16 protein-coding genes are annotated in these 16,613 nt (G+C 75.5%); 11 read left to right on the top strand and 5 right to left on the bottom strand.

Annotation, left to right across the window (positions count from 1 at the left end):
* Nucleotides 1–70: 70 nt before the first annotated feature.
* Nucleotides 71–856, bottom strand: a complete 786-nt coding sequence (locus ACI8AF_RS16825) for an ABC transporter ATP-binding protein (protein WP_456540883.1) — start codon at nucleotides 854–856, stop codon at nucleotides 71–73.
* 173 nt (nucleotides 857–1,029) lie between these two features.
* Here ACI8AF_RS16825 and ACI8AF_RS16820 point away from each other — a divergent pair, with 173 nt between their 5' ends.
* Nucleotides 1,030–2,574, top strand: a complete 1,545-nt coding sequence (locus ACI8AF_RS16820) for an acyl-CoA synthetase (protein ID WP_456540882.1) — start codon at nucleotides 1,030–1,032, stop codon at nucleotides 2,572–2,574.
* A 3-nt stretch (nucleotides 2,575–2,577) separates the two neighbouring features.
* Here ACI8AF_RS16820 and ACI8AF_RS16815 read toward each other — a convergent pair whose 3' ends face one another.
* The gene (locus tag ACI8AF_RS16815) at nucleotides 2,578–2,922 is read right to left on the bottom strand and encodes an STAS domain-containing protein (protein WP_456540881.1); all 345 of its coding nucleotides are present in this window, start codon (nucleotides 2,920–2,922) and stop codon (nucleotides 2,578–2,580) included.
* Nucleotides 2,923–3,127: 205 nt separating this feature from the next.
* On the opposite strand from ACI8AF_RS16815, the gene ACI8AF_RS16810 reads away from it, so the two are divergent.
* Both ACI8AF_RS16810 and ACI8AF_RS16805 read left to right on the top strand, forming a co-directional pair.
* Nucleotides 3,128–3,409 (top strand): hypothetical protein, encoded by a 282-nt coding sequence (locus ACI8AF_RS16810; protein ID WP_456540880.1) that lies wholly within the window; start codon nucleotides 3,128–3,130, stop codon nucleotides 3,407–3,409.
* A gap of 210 nt (nucleotides 3,410–3,619) precedes the next feature.
* Entirely contained in the window at nucleotides 3,620–3,988 is a 369-nt protein-coding gene (locus ACI8AF_RS16805; protein ID WP_456540879.1) for a hypothetical protein, read from the top strand.
* Nucleotides 3,989–3,991: 3 nt separating this feature from the next.
* Here ACI8AF_RS16805 and ACI8AF_RS16800 read toward each other — a convergent pair whose 3' ends face one another.
* Entirely contained in the window at nucleotides 3,992–6,973 is a 2,982-nt protein-coding gene (locus ACI8AF_RS16800) for a sacsin N-terminal ATP-binding-like domain-containing protein (RefSeq protein WP_456540878.1), read from the bottom strand.
* 42 nt (nucleotides 6,974–7,015) lie between these two features.
* Between ACI8AF_RS16800 and ppk2 the strand changes: the two genes are divergently transcribed.
* The 3 genes from ppk2 to ACI8AF_RS16785 are packed head-to-tail and all read left to right on the top strand — an operon-like array spanning nucleotide 7,016 to nucleotide 11,160.
* On the top strand, nucleotides 7,016–7,963 hold the full coding sequence (ppk2, locus tag ACI8AF_RS16795) for a polyphosphate kinase 2 (protein ID WP_456540877.1): 948 nt from the start codon (nucleotides 7,016–7,018) through the stop codon (nucleotides 7,961–7,963).
* Between the two features lie 54 nt (nucleotides 7,964–8,017).
* On the top strand, nucleotides 8,018–9,556 hold the full coding sequence (locus ACI8AF_RS16790; RefSeq protein ID WP_456540876.1) for an aldehyde dehydrogenase family protein: 1,539 nt from the start codon (nucleotides 8,018–8,020) through the stop codon (nucleotides 9,554–9,556).
* The gene (locus ACI8AF_RS16785) at nucleotides 9,556–11,160 is read left to right on the top strand and encodes a GMC family oxidoreductase (protein WP_456540875.1); all 1,605 of its coding nucleotides are present in this window, start codon (nucleotides 9,556–9,558) and stop codon (nucleotides 11,158–11,160) included. The genes ACI8AF_RS16790 and ACI8AF_RS16785 overlap by 1 nt, the downstream gene beginning before the upstream one ends.
* 28 nt (nucleotides 11,161–11,188) lie before the next feature.
* Here the strand turns inward: ACI8AF_RS16785 and ACI8AF_RS16780 are convergent, their stop codons facing one another.
* Nucleotides 11,189–11,413, bottom strand: a complete 225-nt coding sequence (locus ACI8AF_RS16780; protein WP_456540874.1) for a hypothetical protein — start codon at nucleotides 11,411–11,413, stop codon at nucleotides 11,189–11,191.
* On the opposite strand from ACI8AF_RS16780, the gene ACI8AF_RS16775 reads away from it, so the two are divergent.
* The gene (locus tag ACI8AF_RS16775) at nucleotides 11,384–11,761 is read left to right on the top strand and encodes a hypothetical protein (RefSeq protein WP_456540873.1); all 378 of its coding nucleotides are present in this window, start codon (nucleotides 11,384–11,386) and stop codon (nucleotides 11,759–11,761) included. The two genes, ACI8AF_RS16780 and ACI8AF_RS16775, sit on opposite strands and share 30 nt — an antisense overlap.
* Nucleotides 11,762–11,778: 17 nt before the next feature.
* Nucleotides 11,779–11,988, top strand: a complete 210-nt coding sequence (locus ACI8AF_RS16770) for a response regulator transcription factor (protein ID WP_456540872.1) — start codon at nucleotides 11,779–11,781, stop codon at nucleotides 11,986–11,988.
* On the opposite strand, the gene ACI8AF_RS16765 is transcribed toward ACI8AF_RS16770, so the two are convergent.
* Entirely contained in the window at nucleotides 11,950–13,266 is a 1,317-nt protein-coding gene (locus ACI8AF_RS16765; protein WP_456540871.1) for an MFS transporter, read from the bottom strand. The genes ACI8AF_RS16770 and ACI8AF_RS16765 overlap by 39 nt on opposite strands.
* 72 nt (nucleotides 13,267–13,338) lie before the next feature.
* On the opposite strand from ACI8AF_RS16765, the gene ACI8AF_RS16760 reads away from it, so the two are divergent.
* The 3 genes from ACI8AF_RS16760 (at nucleotide 13,339) to ACI8AF_RS16750 (ending at nucleotide 16,613) form a co-directional block, all read left to right on the top strand.
* Complete coding sequence (locus tag ACI8AF_RS16760) at nucleotides 13,339–14,346, top strand: GlxA family transcriptional regulator (RefSeq protein ID WP_456540870.1); 1,008 nt, start codon at nucleotides 13,339–13,341, stop codon at nucleotides 14,344–14,346.
* Between the two features lie 178 nt (nucleotides 14,347–14,524).
* Nucleotides 14,525–16,066, top strand: a complete 1,542-nt coding sequence (locus ACI8AF_RS16755; RefSeq protein ID WP_456540869.1) for a DEAD/DEAH box helicase — start codon at nucleotides 14,525–14,527, stop codon at nucleotides 16,064–16,066.
* Nucleotides 16,067–16,106: 40 nt separating this feature from the next.
* On the top strand, nucleotides 16,107–16,613 hold the full coding sequence (locus ACI8AF_RS16750; protein WP_456540868.1) for a hypothetical protein: 507 nt from the start codon (nucleotides 16,107–16,109) through the stop codon (nucleotides 16,611–16,613).

The raw sequence follows: 16,613 nt of genomic DNA, 5'->3' as shown, positions 1-16,613 counted from the left end.
CTCCGTTCGCCACCGCGGGGCGCTCCGCTCCTCGCTCGTTCCTGGCTGCGAGGCTCACGCCCCTGTCCGCTCACGACAGCCACCGCTTCCGTCGCCGGTAGTGCTTGACGTCGCGGAACGACCGCTCCCCGCCCTCCGCGCCCAGGCCCAGGTAGAACTCCTGGATGTCCTCGTCGTCGCGCAGCGCGGCGGCGGGCTTGTCCATGACGACCCGGCCGTTCTCCAGCACGTAGCCGTGGTCGGCGATCGACAGCGCCATCGACGCGTTCTGCTCGACCAGCAGCACCGTGGTGCCCTGCTCGTTGATCGCCGTGATCAGGTCGCGGATCGAGCCGACCAGCTGCGGCGCCAGCCCGAGGCTCGGCTCGTCCAGCAGCAGGTACCGGGGGTTGCTCATCAGCGCCCGCCCCATGGCGAGCATCTGCTGCTCGCCGCCGGAGAGGTAGCCGGCCGTCTGGGTGCGGCGCTCCAGCAGCCGCGGGAACAGGTCGAAGACCCGCTCCAGGTTCGCCGCGCGCTGCTTGGGCTTGGTGTGCGCGCCGATCCGCAGGTTCTCCTCGACGCTGAACTCGGCGAAGACCCGCCGGCCCTCCAGCACCTGGCTGATGCCGCGGGCGACGATCTGCTGCGGGTCGAGGTGGTCGATCCGGTCGCCGTCCAGGGTGATCCGGCCGCGGGTGACCTCCCCGTGGTGGATGTCGAGCAGCCCGGACAGCGCCCGCAGCAGCGTCGTCTTCCCGGAGCCGTTGGCCCCGAGCAGCGTGACGATCTGCTTGTCGGGGATCTCCATGCTCACCCCGCGCAGCACGAGGACGACGTCGTCGTAGACGACCTCGAGGTTCTGGACTGCGAGCAACCGACCGCCCCTCGTCTGAACACGTTGCACTCGGCAACGAAAGTGATCCTGGTCACTCACTCGGTGTGAGCAGCGACACTAAGGTGACGATGCGGCGCGCTGGAAGGGTGGGGTCACTCCAGTGAGTCGATTCGTTACGAGCCCGTGATGGATTCCCCGCTCGGAGGTCCTGCGTGCCCTATCCCGGCGTCTTCGCCACCACCGCGCCCGACCGCCCCGCCGTCGTCATGGCCGGGTCCGGCGAGACGCTGACCTACGCGCAGCTCGAGGAGCGCTCGGTGCGGCTGGCCGACCACCTGCGCCGCCTGGGCCTGCGCCCCGGGGACGTCGTCGCGCTGCTCACCGACAACCGGCCCCAGGCGTGCGAGGTCTACTGGGCCTGCCAGCGCGCCGGGCTGTACGTGACCGCGGTGAACTGGCACCTCACGGCGGGTGAGGCCGCCTACATCGTCGGCGACTGCGGCGCCCGGGTGCTCATCGCCTCCGCCGCGCTCGGCGAGCTGGCCCGCGAGGTCCGCGCGGCCACGCCCGCGATCACCGAGGCGCTGGCCTTCGCCGGCGCGATCGACGGCTTCGGCGACTACGAGGCCGCCCTCGCCGCGGCCTCACCGGTGCCTCCCGCCGAGCAGCCGCGCGGCGCCGACATGCTCTACAGCTCCGGCACGACCGGCCGGCCCAAGGGGATCAGGCCGGCGCTGCCGGAGCGGGACGTGACCGAGCCCGGCGACACCTACGTCGCGGTGTTCCAGCCGATGTACGGGTTCGGCGAGGACACCGTCTACCTGTCCCCCGCACCGATCTACCACGCCGCGCCGCTGCGCTTCGTCGGCGTCGTCCACTCGGTCGGCGGCACCGTCGTGATGATGGAGTCGTTCGACGCCGAGGGCGCGCTCGCCGCGATCGAGCGGTTCCGGGTCACGCACAGCCAGTGGGTGCCGACGATGTTCGTGCGCATGCTCAAGCTGCCCGAGGAGGTGCGGGCCCGCTACGACGTGTCGAGCCTGCGGGTGGCGGTGCACGCGGCGGCACCGTGCCCGGTCGAGGTGAAGCGGGCGATGATCGACTGGTGGGGCCCGGTGCTCTACGAGTACTACAGCGCCACCGAGGGGCTCGGCATCACGTTCATCGACAGCCGGCAGTGGCTGGAGAAGCCGGGCTCGGTGGGCCGGGACGGCGTCCTGGGCATCGCGCACGTCGTCGGCGACGACGGCCGCGAGCTCCCGCCCGGCGAGAGCGGCGTCATCTACTTCGAGCGCGACGAGGTGCCCTTCAGCTACCTCAACGACCCGGAGAAGACCGCCGCGGCGCAGCACCCCGACCACCCCACCTGGACGACGGTCGGCGACATGGGCTACCTCGACGGGGACCGGTTCCTGTTCCTCACCGACCGGCAGTCGCACATGATCATCTCGGGTGGGGTGAACATCTACCCGCGGGAGATCGAGGACGTGCTCATCGAGCACCCCGCGGTCTACGACGTCGCGGTGATCGGCGTGCCCGACGAGGAGATGGGCGAGGCGGTCACGGCCGTCGTCCAGCCCGCCGCCGGGGTCCCGTGGACGCCGGAGCTGGAGCGGGAGCTGGCCGACCTGTGCCGGTCACGGCTCGCCGGGTTCAAGTGCCCGCGCCGCATCGACGTCGTCGACGAGCTGCCGAGGACGCCGACGGGGAAGCTGCTCAAGCACGTGCTGCGGCGGCGCTACGTGCAGTCCGCCTAGTGGTCAGGGGGTCTCGACGCGGAGCAGGTCGTACAACCCGGTGATCTGCAGCGGGCGGACCACCGCGCGGCTGGAGGCGAGCACGCGCAGGCGCACGCCCTCGGCGACGGCCCGCCGGTGGACCGCGGCGAGCACGCACAGGCCGGCGGAGTCGAGGAAGGTCACCTCGGTCAGGTCGACGACGAGTTCGCGGGTACCGGCTTCCAGCAGCCGCTCGAGTTCGGCGCGCAGGTCCGGCGCCGACGAGGAGTCGATCTCACCGACCGTGGAGACACGGGCGGTGGCGCCGTCGACGGTCGCGGACAGCGTCAGGAGGTCGCCGGAGGGAGGGTCGAGTGTTGCGGTCACGAGCACCTCTTCACATCGAGGTCCGGACCAATGAGAGCGATCGGCGTCGGGGACGACGGACAACTCGACACTGGCAGTTCACGGCTGGTGGTTGAACCGCTGCCCCCGACGGTACGGAGCCGATCACCGCACCGCAAGGCACCGCGGCCGGACAGGTTGTGCACCACCGATCCCGCTCCGCACGGTCGTCGCGGATACTGGATGCGTGGCGAAACGGTGGCTTCTCGGAGGTGCCGTCTGGGCGGTGCTCACCGGCCTGGCGTTCTGGTTGCTCAACCCCGTCCTCGCCGCCTTCGTGGGCATCTTCGCCGCGACGCTGGTCGTGGTGGTGGCCGTCGCGGGTGACTGGGAGCGCCACCCGACGTTCGAGCAGCGCGAGCTCGACCGCGCCCGCAGGCGCGCCGCCAAGCGGGAGCGGACCAAGGACGCCCGCGCCAGGGACCGGGCGCTGTGGGAGGCCCACCAGGCGCGCAAGAGCGGCCGGTAAATCGTTCGACGGCCCTCGCGGCCGCTGTCTAACGTGCTGCGCGTGTGGAACTCCCTGCGGCTGCGCCGTTCCTGAACGGCTCGCGCCGAGCGGCCTGCTGAGCCGCTCCCGCCGGCACCGCTGACCGCCGGCTCCCTCGCCTCTCCCCTTCCCCGTCCCGGGCTGCTCCGCGCCCCGGGTCGGCGCCCGCTGCCCGCAGGAGGTACCGCCTTGTCACGCCCTGCCCACTCCCCCGCCGACGGCGCGGTCGCCACCGCCCGCGCCGCCCTCCCCGCCGACGAGGCCGCCCGGTTCGACCGGCTGACCTCGGCCGTGCTCGCCTCGTCGTCGCTCGGCCCGGCGCTCCGGTCGGCCCTGCCCGGGCCGGCGGGTTTCCGCTGGCTGCACACGCAGGGGGTGGCGCCGACCGCTCGTCCGGCGTCGCTCTCCGCCGAGCAGTGGCTGTCGCTGTTCGGCGTCTGGACGACGTCCGGCCGGGTGCCGGCGGCCGGGGCACCGGTGTCCCGCGGCGCCCGCGGCCGCTCGTCCAACGGTCACGGCCACGCCCCCGGCGCGATGGCGGCACCGCGCTGGCACTGACGGTCAGCCCGTCACGCCGTCTTCGGCGGCCAGCTGGTCGGCGCGCTCGGGGTGTGCGAACGCCTCGGCCACGGCCTGGCGGAGGGGCCACGCGCCCGCCCGCCAGGCCAGCGCCCGGCCGCAGGCGTCCGGCGTCCCGTCCACGGCGTCGACGTCTGCCCCGGGCCACCAGGACACCCGCCGGCCGCCGACGGTGAGCGCGGCGTGCACGGCCACCTCGCCGTCCAGGTCGTCCAGGCCCAGCCGGGCCGCGGCCAGCGCGGCGCCCGGCACCTCCCGCCAGGGCAGCCGCCGCTCCGGCGTGCCGTCCGGGGCACCCGACACGAGCTCGCTCGCCAGCGGCAGGTCGAGCAGGTCGGCGACCGCCTCGGGGTCACCGCCGGCGGGCACCAGCGGCGCGTCGACCAGCGGCTGCACCCACGGCACGTCGAGCACGACGGCGTCCTCGACCACGCGGTCGGGCGCCACCCGGATCCGGGCCGGCGGCGCGACGTCGACCCCGTCGAGCGCCGCGGTCAGCCGCGCGTAGACCGTGCGCAGCACCTCGGGGCGCACGGTGCGGGCCCGGTCGCCGAGCCGCTCGAGCAGGTCGAGCGCGCCGTCGACGTCGGCGAGGACGTCGTCCACCGCGGCCGGCGGCCGCAGCAGGTCCAGCAGCGCCGGGTCGGCGGTGGCCGGTTCGTACAGTCCCTGCAACGAGGTGGCGCGGGGGTCGCGCAGCCGGTCGGGTCGCCGTCCCCCCAGGACCGGGTGGGTCGACAGCCACCACCGCAGGTACGAGGGGACGGCGACCTCGCCGAGCCGCACGTCGGCCCACGCCGCGGCCGGCAGCGCGGCCAGCAGCGGGAGGGCGCCCGCCCAGTCGACGACCAGCTCGAGGTCGCGGACGGCGGTCAGCGCCGGCCAGGCGGGCGGCGGCGCACCGGGCGGCAGCCGGTCGAGGACGGCGTCGGCCCAGTCCTCGGCGCCGTCGACGTCGAGCCCGTCCGGGTCCTCGGCGGTGACCAGCGCGAAGGTGTCGAGGACGCCGACCGCGCGCAGCGCGTCGGGGGCGCCGGCCAGCGCGAGGTCGAGCAGCCCGAGCGCACCCTCGGCCAGGACGGCAGCCAGCGGCGAGCCGGGCAGCACCAGCTCACCGGCCGGCGCCCACCCGCCGTCGGCGTCGGGGAGCGCGAGCTCGGCCAGCCACGGCAGCTCCCCGGGCGCCGGGCGGGCGGCGGCCACCAGCGCCAGCACGGCGTCGGCCAGCGCGCGCGGATCGGACCCGTCGAGCTCGTCGACGGTGTCCACCGACTCCTCGACCGCGGCCCGCACGGCGGGGTCGGCCAGCACCGCGGCCGCCGTGGCCGGGCGCGCGCCCAGCCGCTCCAGCAACCGCCGAGCATCCGGCCCCGCGACGGCCTCCGGGTGCGCGACGCGCAGGCCGAGCGGGCCGAGCCGCTCCACCGGCAGCCCGGGCTCGGGCAGCAGCACGCCGGCAGCGCCGTGCGCGGTGCGGCCGTCGGCGAGCGGGACCGGCAGCGCGCCCAGCTCCTCGCGGTCGGCGTCGGCGAACGCCGCGTAGAGGCCGGCCCACCAGGCCGGGGGCCGGTCGACGCCACGGACCGCCTCGACCACGTCGGCCGGACCGACCCGCCGCACGCCGAGCGCGGCCCGCGCCGGTGCGTCCGCGCGGCGCGACCAGCTCGCCGGCAGCAGCCCCGGCACGACCCCGGTCAGCGTCGCCACCCGCTCGTCGGTCGGGTCGTCGAGGACCGCGGCGCGCCCGGGCGGCTGCACCGCGTCGTCGTCCCCGGCCACGGGCAGCCACGCGGCGGCGCGCAGCCGGTCGAGCACCGCGGCGCCGAGGACGGCGTCGAGCTCGGCGGCGGCCAGCCCGGTCCGCGGCACCAGGCCCAGGACGGCGGCGTCGCGGGGCAGCGCCGCGACCAGGTCGGCGCAGGCGTCGGCGGCGACCTCGGCCAGCGCGGCGGTGACCGGCCCGGGCAGCACGTGCCGCCGGTCGGGCCCGAGCGGGAACGGCGCGATCAGCCGGACGGGCAGCGACAGGGGCTCGTCGCTCGGCGTCGGCGCGTGCACGACCTGCGGCACCGGCAGCGGGCGGGACCGGCCGTCGTCGTCCAGGGGCACGGCGCAGGTGACGGTGTAGCCGCGGCGCTCGCGCTCCTCGACCGGCCGCTCGGCGAACGACTCGGCCGGCAGCTCCCCCGACCGTTCTGCCACCTGCCACACCGTCGTTCGCCCACCGTCGGACAACACCGCTTTCCGCACCGAAAGCGGTTCCGCTCTCGGTGCGGAAAGCGGTTCGACGGTCAGGGTGCGGACGGCGTCGCCGACGACGACGTCGATCCGGCCCAGGCCGGGGAGGGCGAGCAGCAGCTCGGCCTCGAGGGCGCCGAGGGCGGTCCGCACGATCGCGTGGGCGCCCGGCCGCAGCGGCAGCACGACCTCGGTGGCGAACCCCTCCGGCGGGGAGCCGGGCGCCGGCCACGGCAGCCGCAGCACCGGCACCGCGCCGTCCCGGCGGGCCAGCTCTCCGGCCAGGGAGGGGACGGCGGCCACCGCCGCGCGGGTGCGCGCGGCGCTGAACGCCACGCCGCCGGAGGCCGAGACGACGGCCGGCTCGTCGCTGACCGCCAGCACCGCGGCGAACCCGACGCCGAACCGGCCCACGGTCGACCCGTCCCGCTTCGCCGACGCCCGGAGGGTCGCCAGCGCCTGCACGCCCGCGGCGTCCAGCGGCGCCCCGGTGTTGGCGGCCCGCAGCTCGTCGGCGCGCAGCTCCAGCCGCAGCACGCCGTGCTCGCCGGCCCGCACCGCGGCGTCGGCGGCGTTCTGCGCGAGCTCGACCAGCACCCGGTCGCGGTAGCCGCCGCGGACCAGGTCCTCCTCCGCGTTGGCGTCCTCCCGGAACCGGGCCGGGCTGTCGGCCCACGCCGCGAGCACCCGCCGCCGGATCCCCGCGGTGTCGAAGGGGTCGGGCACGCCGACAGCATCGCAGCGCCCGCGGGCGGGTAGTGCGCCGGTGTGAGCACCGACGCCCCGCCCCTCGCCTCGACCGTCGACCTCTCGCAGTACCGCCTCCAGGCGCTCCCCGACGAGGACTCCGACGAGGACTGGGACGACGACGGCGCCCTGTTCGGCCCCGACGGGCAGCTGGTCGAGACCTGGCGCGAGGGCTACCCCTACGACGAGAAGCTGCCGCGGCGGGTGTACGAGCGGGAGAAGCGCCGCCTGCAGATCCAGCTGCTGCGCTTCCAGGGCTGGGTCAAGGAGAGCGGCCAGCAGGTCGTCGTCCTCTTCGAGGGTCGCGACGCCGCCGGCAAGGGCGGCACGATCAAGCGCTTCACCGAGCACCTCAACCCGCGCGGCGCCCGCGTGGTGGCCCTGGACAAGCCCAGCGAGCGCGAGCAGACCCAGTGGTACTTCCAGCGCTACGTGCAGCACCTGCCCGCCGCCGGGGAGATCGTGCTGTTCGACCGGTCCTGGTACAACCGCGCCGGCGTCGAACGGGTCATGGGCTACGCCACCGACGAGCAGTACGAGCGCTTCACCCGGCAGGCGCCGGAGTTCGAGCGGATGCTCGTCGACAGCGGCATCTGCCTGGTCAAGTTCTGGTTCTCGGTCTCGCGCCGCGAGCAGCGCACCCGGTTCATCGTCCGGCAGCTCGACCCGGTCCGGCAGTGGAAGCTCTCCCCGACCGACCTCGCCTCGCTGGACCGCTGGGACGACTACACCGCGGCCAAGGAGGCGATGTTCGCCGCCACCGACACCCCCTGGGCGCCGTGGACGGTCATCAAGAGCAACGACAAGAAGCGGGCCCGCATCGAGGCGATGCGGTACCTGCTGTGCCGGTCGGAGTACGACGGCAAGGACGAGCGCGTGGTCGGCCGCCCCGACCCGAACATCGTCGTCGCCGCCGCCGACGTCCTGGAGTCCGACCGGGAGGCGCTGGAGACGGCGCAGGCGTCCTGACGACGCCCGACACCGACCCTACGCGCCGGTAACTTGCGAGGTAACCTCCGCCACATGTCGCTCGCCGAAGAGATGGACACGGTCACCGCTGCCGCCGCGGGCACGGTCGACCGGCACGCCACCACCGAGACGTTCGAGTCCACCGATCCGGCCACCGGCGCCGTCGTCGGCGTCTTCCCCGTGCACGACGCCGACGCCGTCCGCGAGACGGTCGAGAAGGCCCGCCCGGCCGCCGAGGCCTGGCAGGCCCTCGGGTACGACGGCCGCAAGCAGCGGCTGGCCGCCTACCGCGGCTACCTCGCCCGGCGGATGCACGAGCTGGCCGACCTGGTGCACCGCGAGAACGGCAAGCCGCACGCCGACGCCATCCTCGAGATCACCCTGGCCGTCGACCACCTCGCGTGGGCCGGCGGGCACGCCCGCACGACCCTCGGCCCGCGCCGGGTGAGCGCCGGCCTGCTCGCCGCCAACCACGCCGCGTACCTGGAGTACCAGCCGCTCGGCGTCATCGGCGTCATCGGCCCGTGGAACTACCCGGTGTTCACGCCGATGGGCTCGATCGCCTACGCGCTGGCCGCCGGCAACGCGGTCGTGTTCAAGCCGTCGGAGCACACCCCCGCCGTCGGCGCGTGGCTGGCCGCCGCCTGGCGGGCCGCCGTCCCCGACGCGGCCGACGCCTTCCAGGTGGTCACCGGCTCCGGCGAGACCGGCGGCGCGCTGTGCCGCGCCGGCGTCGACAAGGTGGCGTTCACCGGCTCGGCGCCGACCGGCAAGAAGGTCATGGCCGCCTGCGCGGAGAACCTGGTGCCCGTGCTCATGGAGCTCGGCGGCAAGGACGCGATGATCGTCGACGACGACGCCGACGTCGCCGCGGCCGCCGACGCGGCGGTGTGGGGCGGGCTGAGCAACGCCGGGCAGACCTGCATCGGCATCGAGCGCGTGTACGCCACCGAGAAGGTCTACGACGCCTTCGTCGCCGAGGTGCGCCGCAAGGTCGAGGGGCTGCGGCCGGGGTCGGACGACGACGCCGCCTACGGGCCCATGACCATGGCGTCGCAGGCCGACGTGGTGCGCCGCCACCTCGAGGACGCGACGGCGAACGGCGGGCGGGCGCTGGTCGGCGGCACCGTGGACGGCGGGTTCATCGCCCCGACCGTGCTGGTCGGCGTGCCCGAGACCTCCGCCGCCGTCCGCGAGGAGACCTTCGGCCCGACGCTGACCATCACGAAGGTGCGCGACGCCGAGGAGGCGCTCGAGCGGACCAACGCCACGACCTACGGCCTGGCCGGCGCGGTGTTCTCGCGGTCCAAGGACAAGGCGATGGACCTCGCCCGGCGCATGCGCAGCGGGATGACGTCGGTCAACTCGGTGCTCACCTTCGCCTCGGTGCCGGCGCTGCCCTTCGGCGGCGTGGGCGACAGCGGCTTCGGCCGCATCCACGGCGAGGACGGCCTCAAGGAGTTCACCCGGGCCAAGGCGATCACCCGGAGGAAGTTCCCCCTCCCGGTCGACCTGATGAGCTTCGGCCGGCCGGCGCAGGCCGCCGACGCCCTCGCCCGGGTGATGGGCCTCGTGCACGGGCGGCACCGCTGATGGCGGCGTACGACGTCGTCGTCGTCGGGGCGGGCTCGGCCGGTGCCGCACTGGCCGGGCGGCTGTCGGAGGACCCGTCGCTGCAGGTGCTCCTGCTCGAGGCCGGCGGCTCCGACGACGTCCTCGAGGTCAAGGTCCCCGCGGCGCTGTACAAGCTGTGGCGCACCCGCCGGGACTGGAACTACACCACCGAGCCGCAGCCCGGCCTCGACGGCCGCCGGCTGTTCTGGCCGCGCGGCAAGATGCTCGGCGGCTCGTCGTCGTTCAACGCGATGATCTACGTCCGCGGCGCGGCGGCCGACTACGACGAGTGGGCCAAGCTCACCGGCGACGACTCCTGGTCCTACGACCACGTGCTGCCGCTGTTCACGCGCATGGAGGACAACGCCCGCGGCGCCGGCGACCACCACGGCGTCGGCGGCCCGCTGCGGGTGGAGGACCTCCGCTCGCCGCACCGGTGGAGCCGCGCCGTCGTCCAGGCCGCGGTGGCGGCCGGCTACCCGCGCAACGAGGACTTCAACGGGCCCACCCAGGAGGGAGTCGGCTTCTACCAGGTCACCCAGCGGCGGGGCCGGCGCTGGTCGGTCGCCGACGCCTACCTGCGGCCGGCGCTGGACCGGCCGAACCTGACGGTGCTCACCGGGGCGCACGCGACCCGGGTGCTGGTCGAGGGCGGCCGCGCCACCGGCGTCGAGTACCGCCACGGCGGCGCGCTGCACACCGTCCGCGCCGCGGCCGAGGTGGTGCTCGCCGGCGGCGCGATCAACTCGCCGCAGCTGCTCCTGCTCTCGGGCATCGGCCCGGCCGAGCACCTGCGCGAGGTCGGCGTGGACGTCGTCCACGACCTGCCCGGCGTCGGCCAGGGGCTGCAGGACCACCCGCTGGTGCCGGTCATCTGGCACGTGCGCAGCGGCAGGTCGCTGTTCCGGGCCGAGTCGCCGTCGGGCTATGCGCAGTGGTTCGGCGCCCGCCGCGGCCCGCTGACGTCGAACCTGGCCGAGGCGGGGCTGTTCACCCGCTCCCGCGACGACCTCGCCGAGCCCGACCTGCAGTTCCACTTCCTGCCGGTCAAGTTCTGGCGGCAGGCCGAGGTCGACCCGGACGTCGACGCCTTCACCGCCGCCACCGTGCTGGTGCACGTGCACTCGCGCGGCTCGGTGCGGCTGCGCTCGGCCGACCCGTCGTGGGCGCCGGCGATTGACGCCGGCTACCTCACCGACGAGCGCGACCTCGACGCCCTGGTCGCCGGCGTGGGCAAGGCCCGGGAGATCGCGCAGACGGCGCCGCTGGCCCCCGTGCTCGCCGAGGAGTGGTCGCCGGGCGGAACGGTGTCGGGACGGGAGGCGCTGCGGGCGAAGGTCCGCGCCACCCTCGAGTCGCTCTACCACCCGGTGAGCTCCTGCCGGATGGGCGTCGACGACCTCGCCGTCGTCGACCCCCAGCTGAAGGTGCACGGCCTCGAGGGCCTGCGGGTGGTGGACGCCTCGGTGATGCCGACGCTGGTCCGCGGCAACACCAACGCGCCGACGATCATGATCGCCGAGCGGGCCGCGGACCTGATCCGCGGCCGCAGCGTCGACCCCGCCCTGACCGCCGCTTCCTGACCGCTCCCGGCGCCGGGAGCGGCAGCGGTCAGCAGGGCAGACCGAGGTCGACCTCGGCGCAGAGGTCGTCGACGACGGGCAGGTCCCCCGTGCCGGTGGCGGGGTCGGCCCGGCCGGAGGCGAGCAGGACGACGGTCACCGTCACGGCGACGGCGAGGACGACGGCGGCGAGGGCGAGCTCCGCGTCCTCGCCGAGGCCCGGGCCGACGAGCCCGGCCCGGCGATGCCGTGGGCGCTCCTCGCGGGCCTGCACCAGCTGATCCCGTGCGACTACGACATCAGCTACCAGCACCACGACTACCGGCACCGCCGGACGCTGCTCATGCAGGGTGTCGAGCTCGCCGGTGACCGCTTCGGGCCCGTCGGTCCGGACCCGCCGACACCGGAGCACCCGTTCTGGCCGCTGTCCTGGCGGGGCGTGTGCTCGTGGGCCCAGCGCACGGGCGACATGAGCGTCGTCCACAGCGGGGACGCCTACGCCTCGGACCGCGAGCGGGGGGCCGACCCGATGACCGACCTCCTCCCGGGCATCCACCACGAGATGGTCCTGACCCTGCCCGCGCCCCCGGGCGAGGCGCGACGCATCCTCTCCCGCGGCTGACGCCGCGGGAGAGGGAAGTGCTGGCGCTGGCGGCGGCCGGCTGGTCCTACGCCGAGATCGCCGCGCAGCTGTTCCTGTCGGTCGGCACGGTGCGCAAGCACATGGAGCACGTCCGGGAGCGGCTCGGCGTGCACAGCATCGCCGCGGCGTCCGCCGTGGCGATGCCGCACGCCCCCCGGGCCGCCGCGTCAGCCGTGGGTCGAGGCGGCGGCGGCCTGCACCGGTGACGGCGGCAGCCCGGCGGACGAGCCGTCCCGCGGGCCGCGGCGGACCGAGATCGACAGCGCCGAGGCCAGCAGGCAGAGCAGCCCGGCGGCGTACCAGGCCGGGTTGTAGGAGCCGGTGAGGTCGCGGACGACGCCGCCGCCGAACGCGGCGATCGCCGAGCCGACCTGGTGGGCGGCGAAGACCCAGCCGAACACCACCGGCGCGCGGGCGCCGAAGTACTCGCGGCACAGCGCCAGGGTCGGCGGCACGGTGGCCACCCAGTCCAGCCCGTAGAAGACGATGAACGCCACCATCGACAGCCCCACGCCCGGCGCGAACAGCGAGGGCAGCAGGAACAGCGACAGCCCGCGGAACAGGTAGTAGGTGAGCAGCAGCAGCCGCGGGTCGTAGCGGTCGGTCAGCCAGCCGGAGAAGATCGTGCCGGCGATGTCGAAGATCCCGACCACGGCGAGCAGGCCCGCGGCGGTGGTGACCGGCATGCCGTGGTCGTGCGCCGCCGGGATGAAGTGCGGCTGGACCAGGCCGTTGGTCGAGGCGCCGCAGACCATGAAGCTCACGGCCAGCACCCAGAAGACCCGGCTGCGCGCGGCGTCGGCCAGGCCGCGCAGCGCGGTGCGCGCCGCGCCGGTGCGCACCGGGTCGACGTCGTCGGCGGCGGTGCCGCCGTAGGGGACGACGCCCACGTCGCGCGGCCGGTCGCGCAGCAGCCACGCCACCAGCGGGACGACGGCCAGGGCGGCCGCGGTGGTGCCCAGCGCCGCCGTCCGCCACCCCCAGCGCGCGTCGGCCCACGCGACCAGCGGGAGGAACACCAGCTGCCCGGCCGCGCCGCCCGCGGTGAGGATGCCGCTGACCAGGCCGCGGCGGGCCACGAACCAGCGGCCGGTCACGGTCGCCACGAGGGCCAGCGCCATCGAGCCCGTGCCCAGGCCGACCAGCAGGCCCCAGAGGACGATGAGCTGCCAGCTCGCCGTCATGAACACGGTCAGGCCGCTGCCGAGCGCGGTGAGCAGCAGCGCCGCCATCACCACCCGGCGGATCCCGAAGCGCTCCATGAGCGCGGCGGCGAACGGCGCGGTCAGCCCGTAGAGGGCCATGTTGACGGCGACGGCGGCCGAGATCGTGGAGACCGACCAGCCGAACTCGGCGTGCAGCGGGTCGATGAGCACGCCGGGGACGGCGCGGAACGCGGCCGCGCCGACGAGGGCCAGGAAGGTCACCGCGGCCACCCACCAGGCGGGGTGGATCCGGCGGGCCGGCGCAGCGGTGCTCGTCACGACGGTCGAGGATGCCGGACGGCTCCCGGTGCGACGAGTGGCCGGACGGTCAACATGTGCAAGGATCCGGCCATGACGCCGTCCGCACCGCACGAGGTGGCCGTCGTGGCGCTCGACCGGGTGGTCGCCTGGGAGCTCGGCCTCCCCCACCGCCTGCTCGGCCTCGCCGAGGACGGCTCCGGCAACCCGCTGTACCGGGCCCGCGTCGGCAGCGTCGACGGCGGACCGGTGCGGACGTCGGACGGCTTCACCGTCCAGCCCGACCACGACCTCTCCCTGCTGGACGGCGCGCAGACCGTCGTCATCCCCGGGATGGAGGGCGGCCCGGCGCTCGAGCGGGGCGAGATCCCCGACGCGCTGCGCACCGCCCTGCGCGCGGCCGGCGGGCGCGCCCGGCTGGTCTCCCTCTGCACCGGCGCCTCCGTGCTCGCCGCGGCCGGGCTGCTCGACGGCCGGCCGGCGGCCACCCACTGGCGCGACACCGAGCAGTTCCGCCGGGTGTTCCCGGCCGTGCACCTCGACCCCGACGTCCTCTTCGTCGACGACGGCGACGTGCTCACCTCGGCCGGGGTCGCCGCCGGCATCGACCTGCTGCTGCACCTGGTGCGGCGCGACCACGGCAGCGAGGTGGCCAACCGGGTCGCCCGGCGCAACGTCGTCGCCCCGTGGCGGGACGGCGGGCAGGCGCAGTTCGTCGAGCGCCCCGTGCCCGAGGACGGCGGCAGCGGGACGGCGGCCACCCGCATCTGGGCGCTCGACCGGCTCGGCGAGCCGCTGACGCTGGCCGACCTCGCCGGGCACGCGCACATGAGCGTGCGCACCTTCACCCGCCGCTTCCGCGAGGAGACCGGCGACTCGCCGCTGCGCTGGCTGGCGGCCCAGCGGATCTCGCTGGCCCGGCACCTGCTGGAGTCGACCGACGCCTCGGTCGACAGCGTCGCCGCGCAGGCCGGCTTCGGCACGCCCGCCTCGCTGCGCGCGCACCTGCGGGCGGCGCTCGGCGTCTCCCCGCAGGCCTACCGGCGCACCTACCGGGGCACCGGTGTGACCGGGCACTCGTCGGTCGCACGACCCGCCTGAGCCCCGCGTCTGGTTGAGTGGGGGGTACCGGCGCCGCCCTCGCTCATCCCGAGCAGGACTCGACGTCGGGCCCGGGCAGCGCCACCGAGGCGCGCCAGGCCGTTCGACGTCCCCCGCCGGCGCGCGTTCCCCGCTGCGCTGCGGACGACGACGGCCACCAGAGACGTCGAGGAAGTCCGTGACCCGCCCTGCTCCGCAGTCCGACAGCACGCCCACCCGCACCCGCCGCCGCCGCGGTGGCCGCGGTCGCGGCAGCCGCCCCGCCACCCTGCCCGCCCCGGTCGAGACGGCCGTCGAGGCCCCGGTCCTCCCGGTCGGCGCCGAGGCCACCGTCCTGCCGACCGACACCACGTTCGAGGCCCTGGGCGTCCCCGCCCCGCTCGTCGAGGTGCTCGCCGCCAGCGGCATTACCGCACCGTTCCCGATCCAGGTCGCCACGCTGCCCGACAGCCTCGCCGGCCGGGACGTGCTCGGCCGCGGTCGCACCGGCTCGGGCAAGACGCTGGCGTTCGGCTTGCCGCTGGTCGCCCGGCTGGCCGCCTCCGACAGCCGCCGGACGCCGCGGAGGCCCCGCGCGCTCGTCCTCGTGCCCACCCGCGAGCTGGCCAACCAGGTCCTCGCCGTCGTCGAGCCGCTGGCCCGCGCGCTCGGCATGAGCGCGACGACGATCTTCGGCGGCGTCGGCCAGAACCCGCAGGTGCAGGCTCTGGCCCGCGGCGTGGACGTCGTCATCGCCTGCCCCGGCCGGCTCGAGGACCTCATCGGCCAGGGGCACGCCGACCTCTCCGCCGTCGAGATCACCGTGCTCGACGAGGCCGACCACATGGCCGACCTCGGTTTCCTGCCCGGCGTCAAACGGCTGCTGGACCGCACGCCGAAGGGTGGCCAGCGGCTGCTGTTCTCGGCGACGCTGGACAACGGCGTCGACGTCCTGGTGAAGCGCTACCTCACCGCCCCGACGACGCACTCGGTCGACCCCGCGGTCGCCCCCGTCGCGACGATGACCCACCACGTCTTCCAGGTGGCCGCCGCCGACAAGGCCGAGGTGGTCCGCCAGCTCGCCTCCGGCCTCGGCCGCAGCGTGCTGTTCACGCGCACCAAGCACCAGGCGAAGAAGCTGGCCAAGCAGCTGACCGCGGCCGGTGTGCCCGCCGTCGACCTGCACGGCAACCTCAGCCAGAACGCCCGCGAGCGCAACCTCGAGGCGTTCAGCACCGGCAGCACGCGCGTCCTGTGCGCCACCGACATCGCCGCCCGCGGCATCCACGTCGACGACGTCTCGCTCGTCGTGCACGTCGACCCGCCGGCCGAGCACAAGGCCTACCTGCACCGCTCCGGGCGCACCGCCCGCGCCGGCGCCGGCGGCACCGTGGTGACCGTCTGCACGCCCGACCAGGCCGGCGAGGTGCGCACGCTGGCCCGCCAGGCCGGCATCCGCCCGACCGTCACCGCCGTCCGGCCCGGGGCCGCGGAGATCACCGCGCTCTCCGGCCCGGCCGCGCCGTACGTCGAGCCGGCGCCCGCGCCGACCGCGCAGCCGCAGGCCGCCGGCGGTGGCCGTCGTCGCCGCGGCGGTTCGTCGGGGAAGCCCGCGACGGCCGGATCGGCGGGGGCGACCGGCCGCCCGACCGGACCGGCCCGCACGCGCGCCGAGCTGGCCGCGCGGGCCGGGACGATGTCGGCCGCCTCGTTCAGCGCCCGCTCCCGCCGGGGTCGCTGACCGGGCGGTTGACCGGCCGGGTGGTGGGCACTGTCCGCGCATGGCCCTGCCCATCACCCTCTCCGAGATCCCGGCCCGCGTCTCGGCCGGCGCGTTCATCCTCAACAGCGGCCTCGGCAAGCGCGGCGCCGACGAGGCGACCGCCGCCGGCATGCACGGCTTCGCCGTCGGCACGTACCCGTTCCTCGGATCGGTGCCGCCGCAGCAGTTCCTGAAGTACCTCTCGACCACCGAGATCGTGCTCGGGGCCGCCCTGCTGACGCCGTTCGTGCCGACCGTCGTGGCCGGCACGGCGCTGACCGCCTTCTCCGGAGGTCTGCTCGGGCTCTACCTGCGCACGCCCGGCATGCGTAAGGAGGGCAGCCTGGCACCGACCCAGGAGGGGCTGGCGCTGGCCAAGGACGCCTGGCTCGCCGGCATCGGCCTGTCGATCGTGCTGCGCGGGCTCAGCGGGCCGAGCGTCTCGGTGCGCAAGGCCGAGAAGCGGGCGCGCCGGGCCGAGAAGGCCGGCCGCCGCGAGGCCCGCAAGGCCGCGCGCACGTCCTGA

The organism is Blastococcus sp. SYSU D00669 (assembly GCF_054050715.1).
This window is presented reverse-complemented; position numbering and strand designations above follow the sequence as displayed.

What these genes read in the sequence shown, in the direction of transcription:
- ACI8AF_RS16790 (WP_456540876.1), top strand. Translation starts at nt 8,018, where the DNA reads ATGTCGCTCGCCGAAGAGATGGACACGGTCACCGCTGCCGCCGCGGGC.
- ACI8AF_RS16785 (WP_456540875.1), top strand. Translation starts at nt 9,556, where the DNA reads ATGGCGGCGTACGACGTCGTCGTCGTCGGGGCGGGCTCGGCCGGTGCC.
- ACI8AF_RS16775 (WP_456540873.1), top strand. Translation starts at nt 11,384, where the DNA reads ATGCCGTGGGCGCTCCTCGCGGGCCTGCACCAGCTGATCCCGTGCGAC.
- ACI8AF_RS16760 (WP_456540870.1), top strand. Translation starts at nt 13,339, where the DNA reads ATGACGCCGTCCGCACCGCACGAGGTGGCCGTCGTGGCGCTCGACCGG.
- ACI8AF_RS16750 (WP_456540868.1), top strand. Translation starts at nt 16,107, where the DNA reads ATGGCCCTGCCCATCACCCTCTCCGAGATCCCGGCCCGCGTCTCGGCC.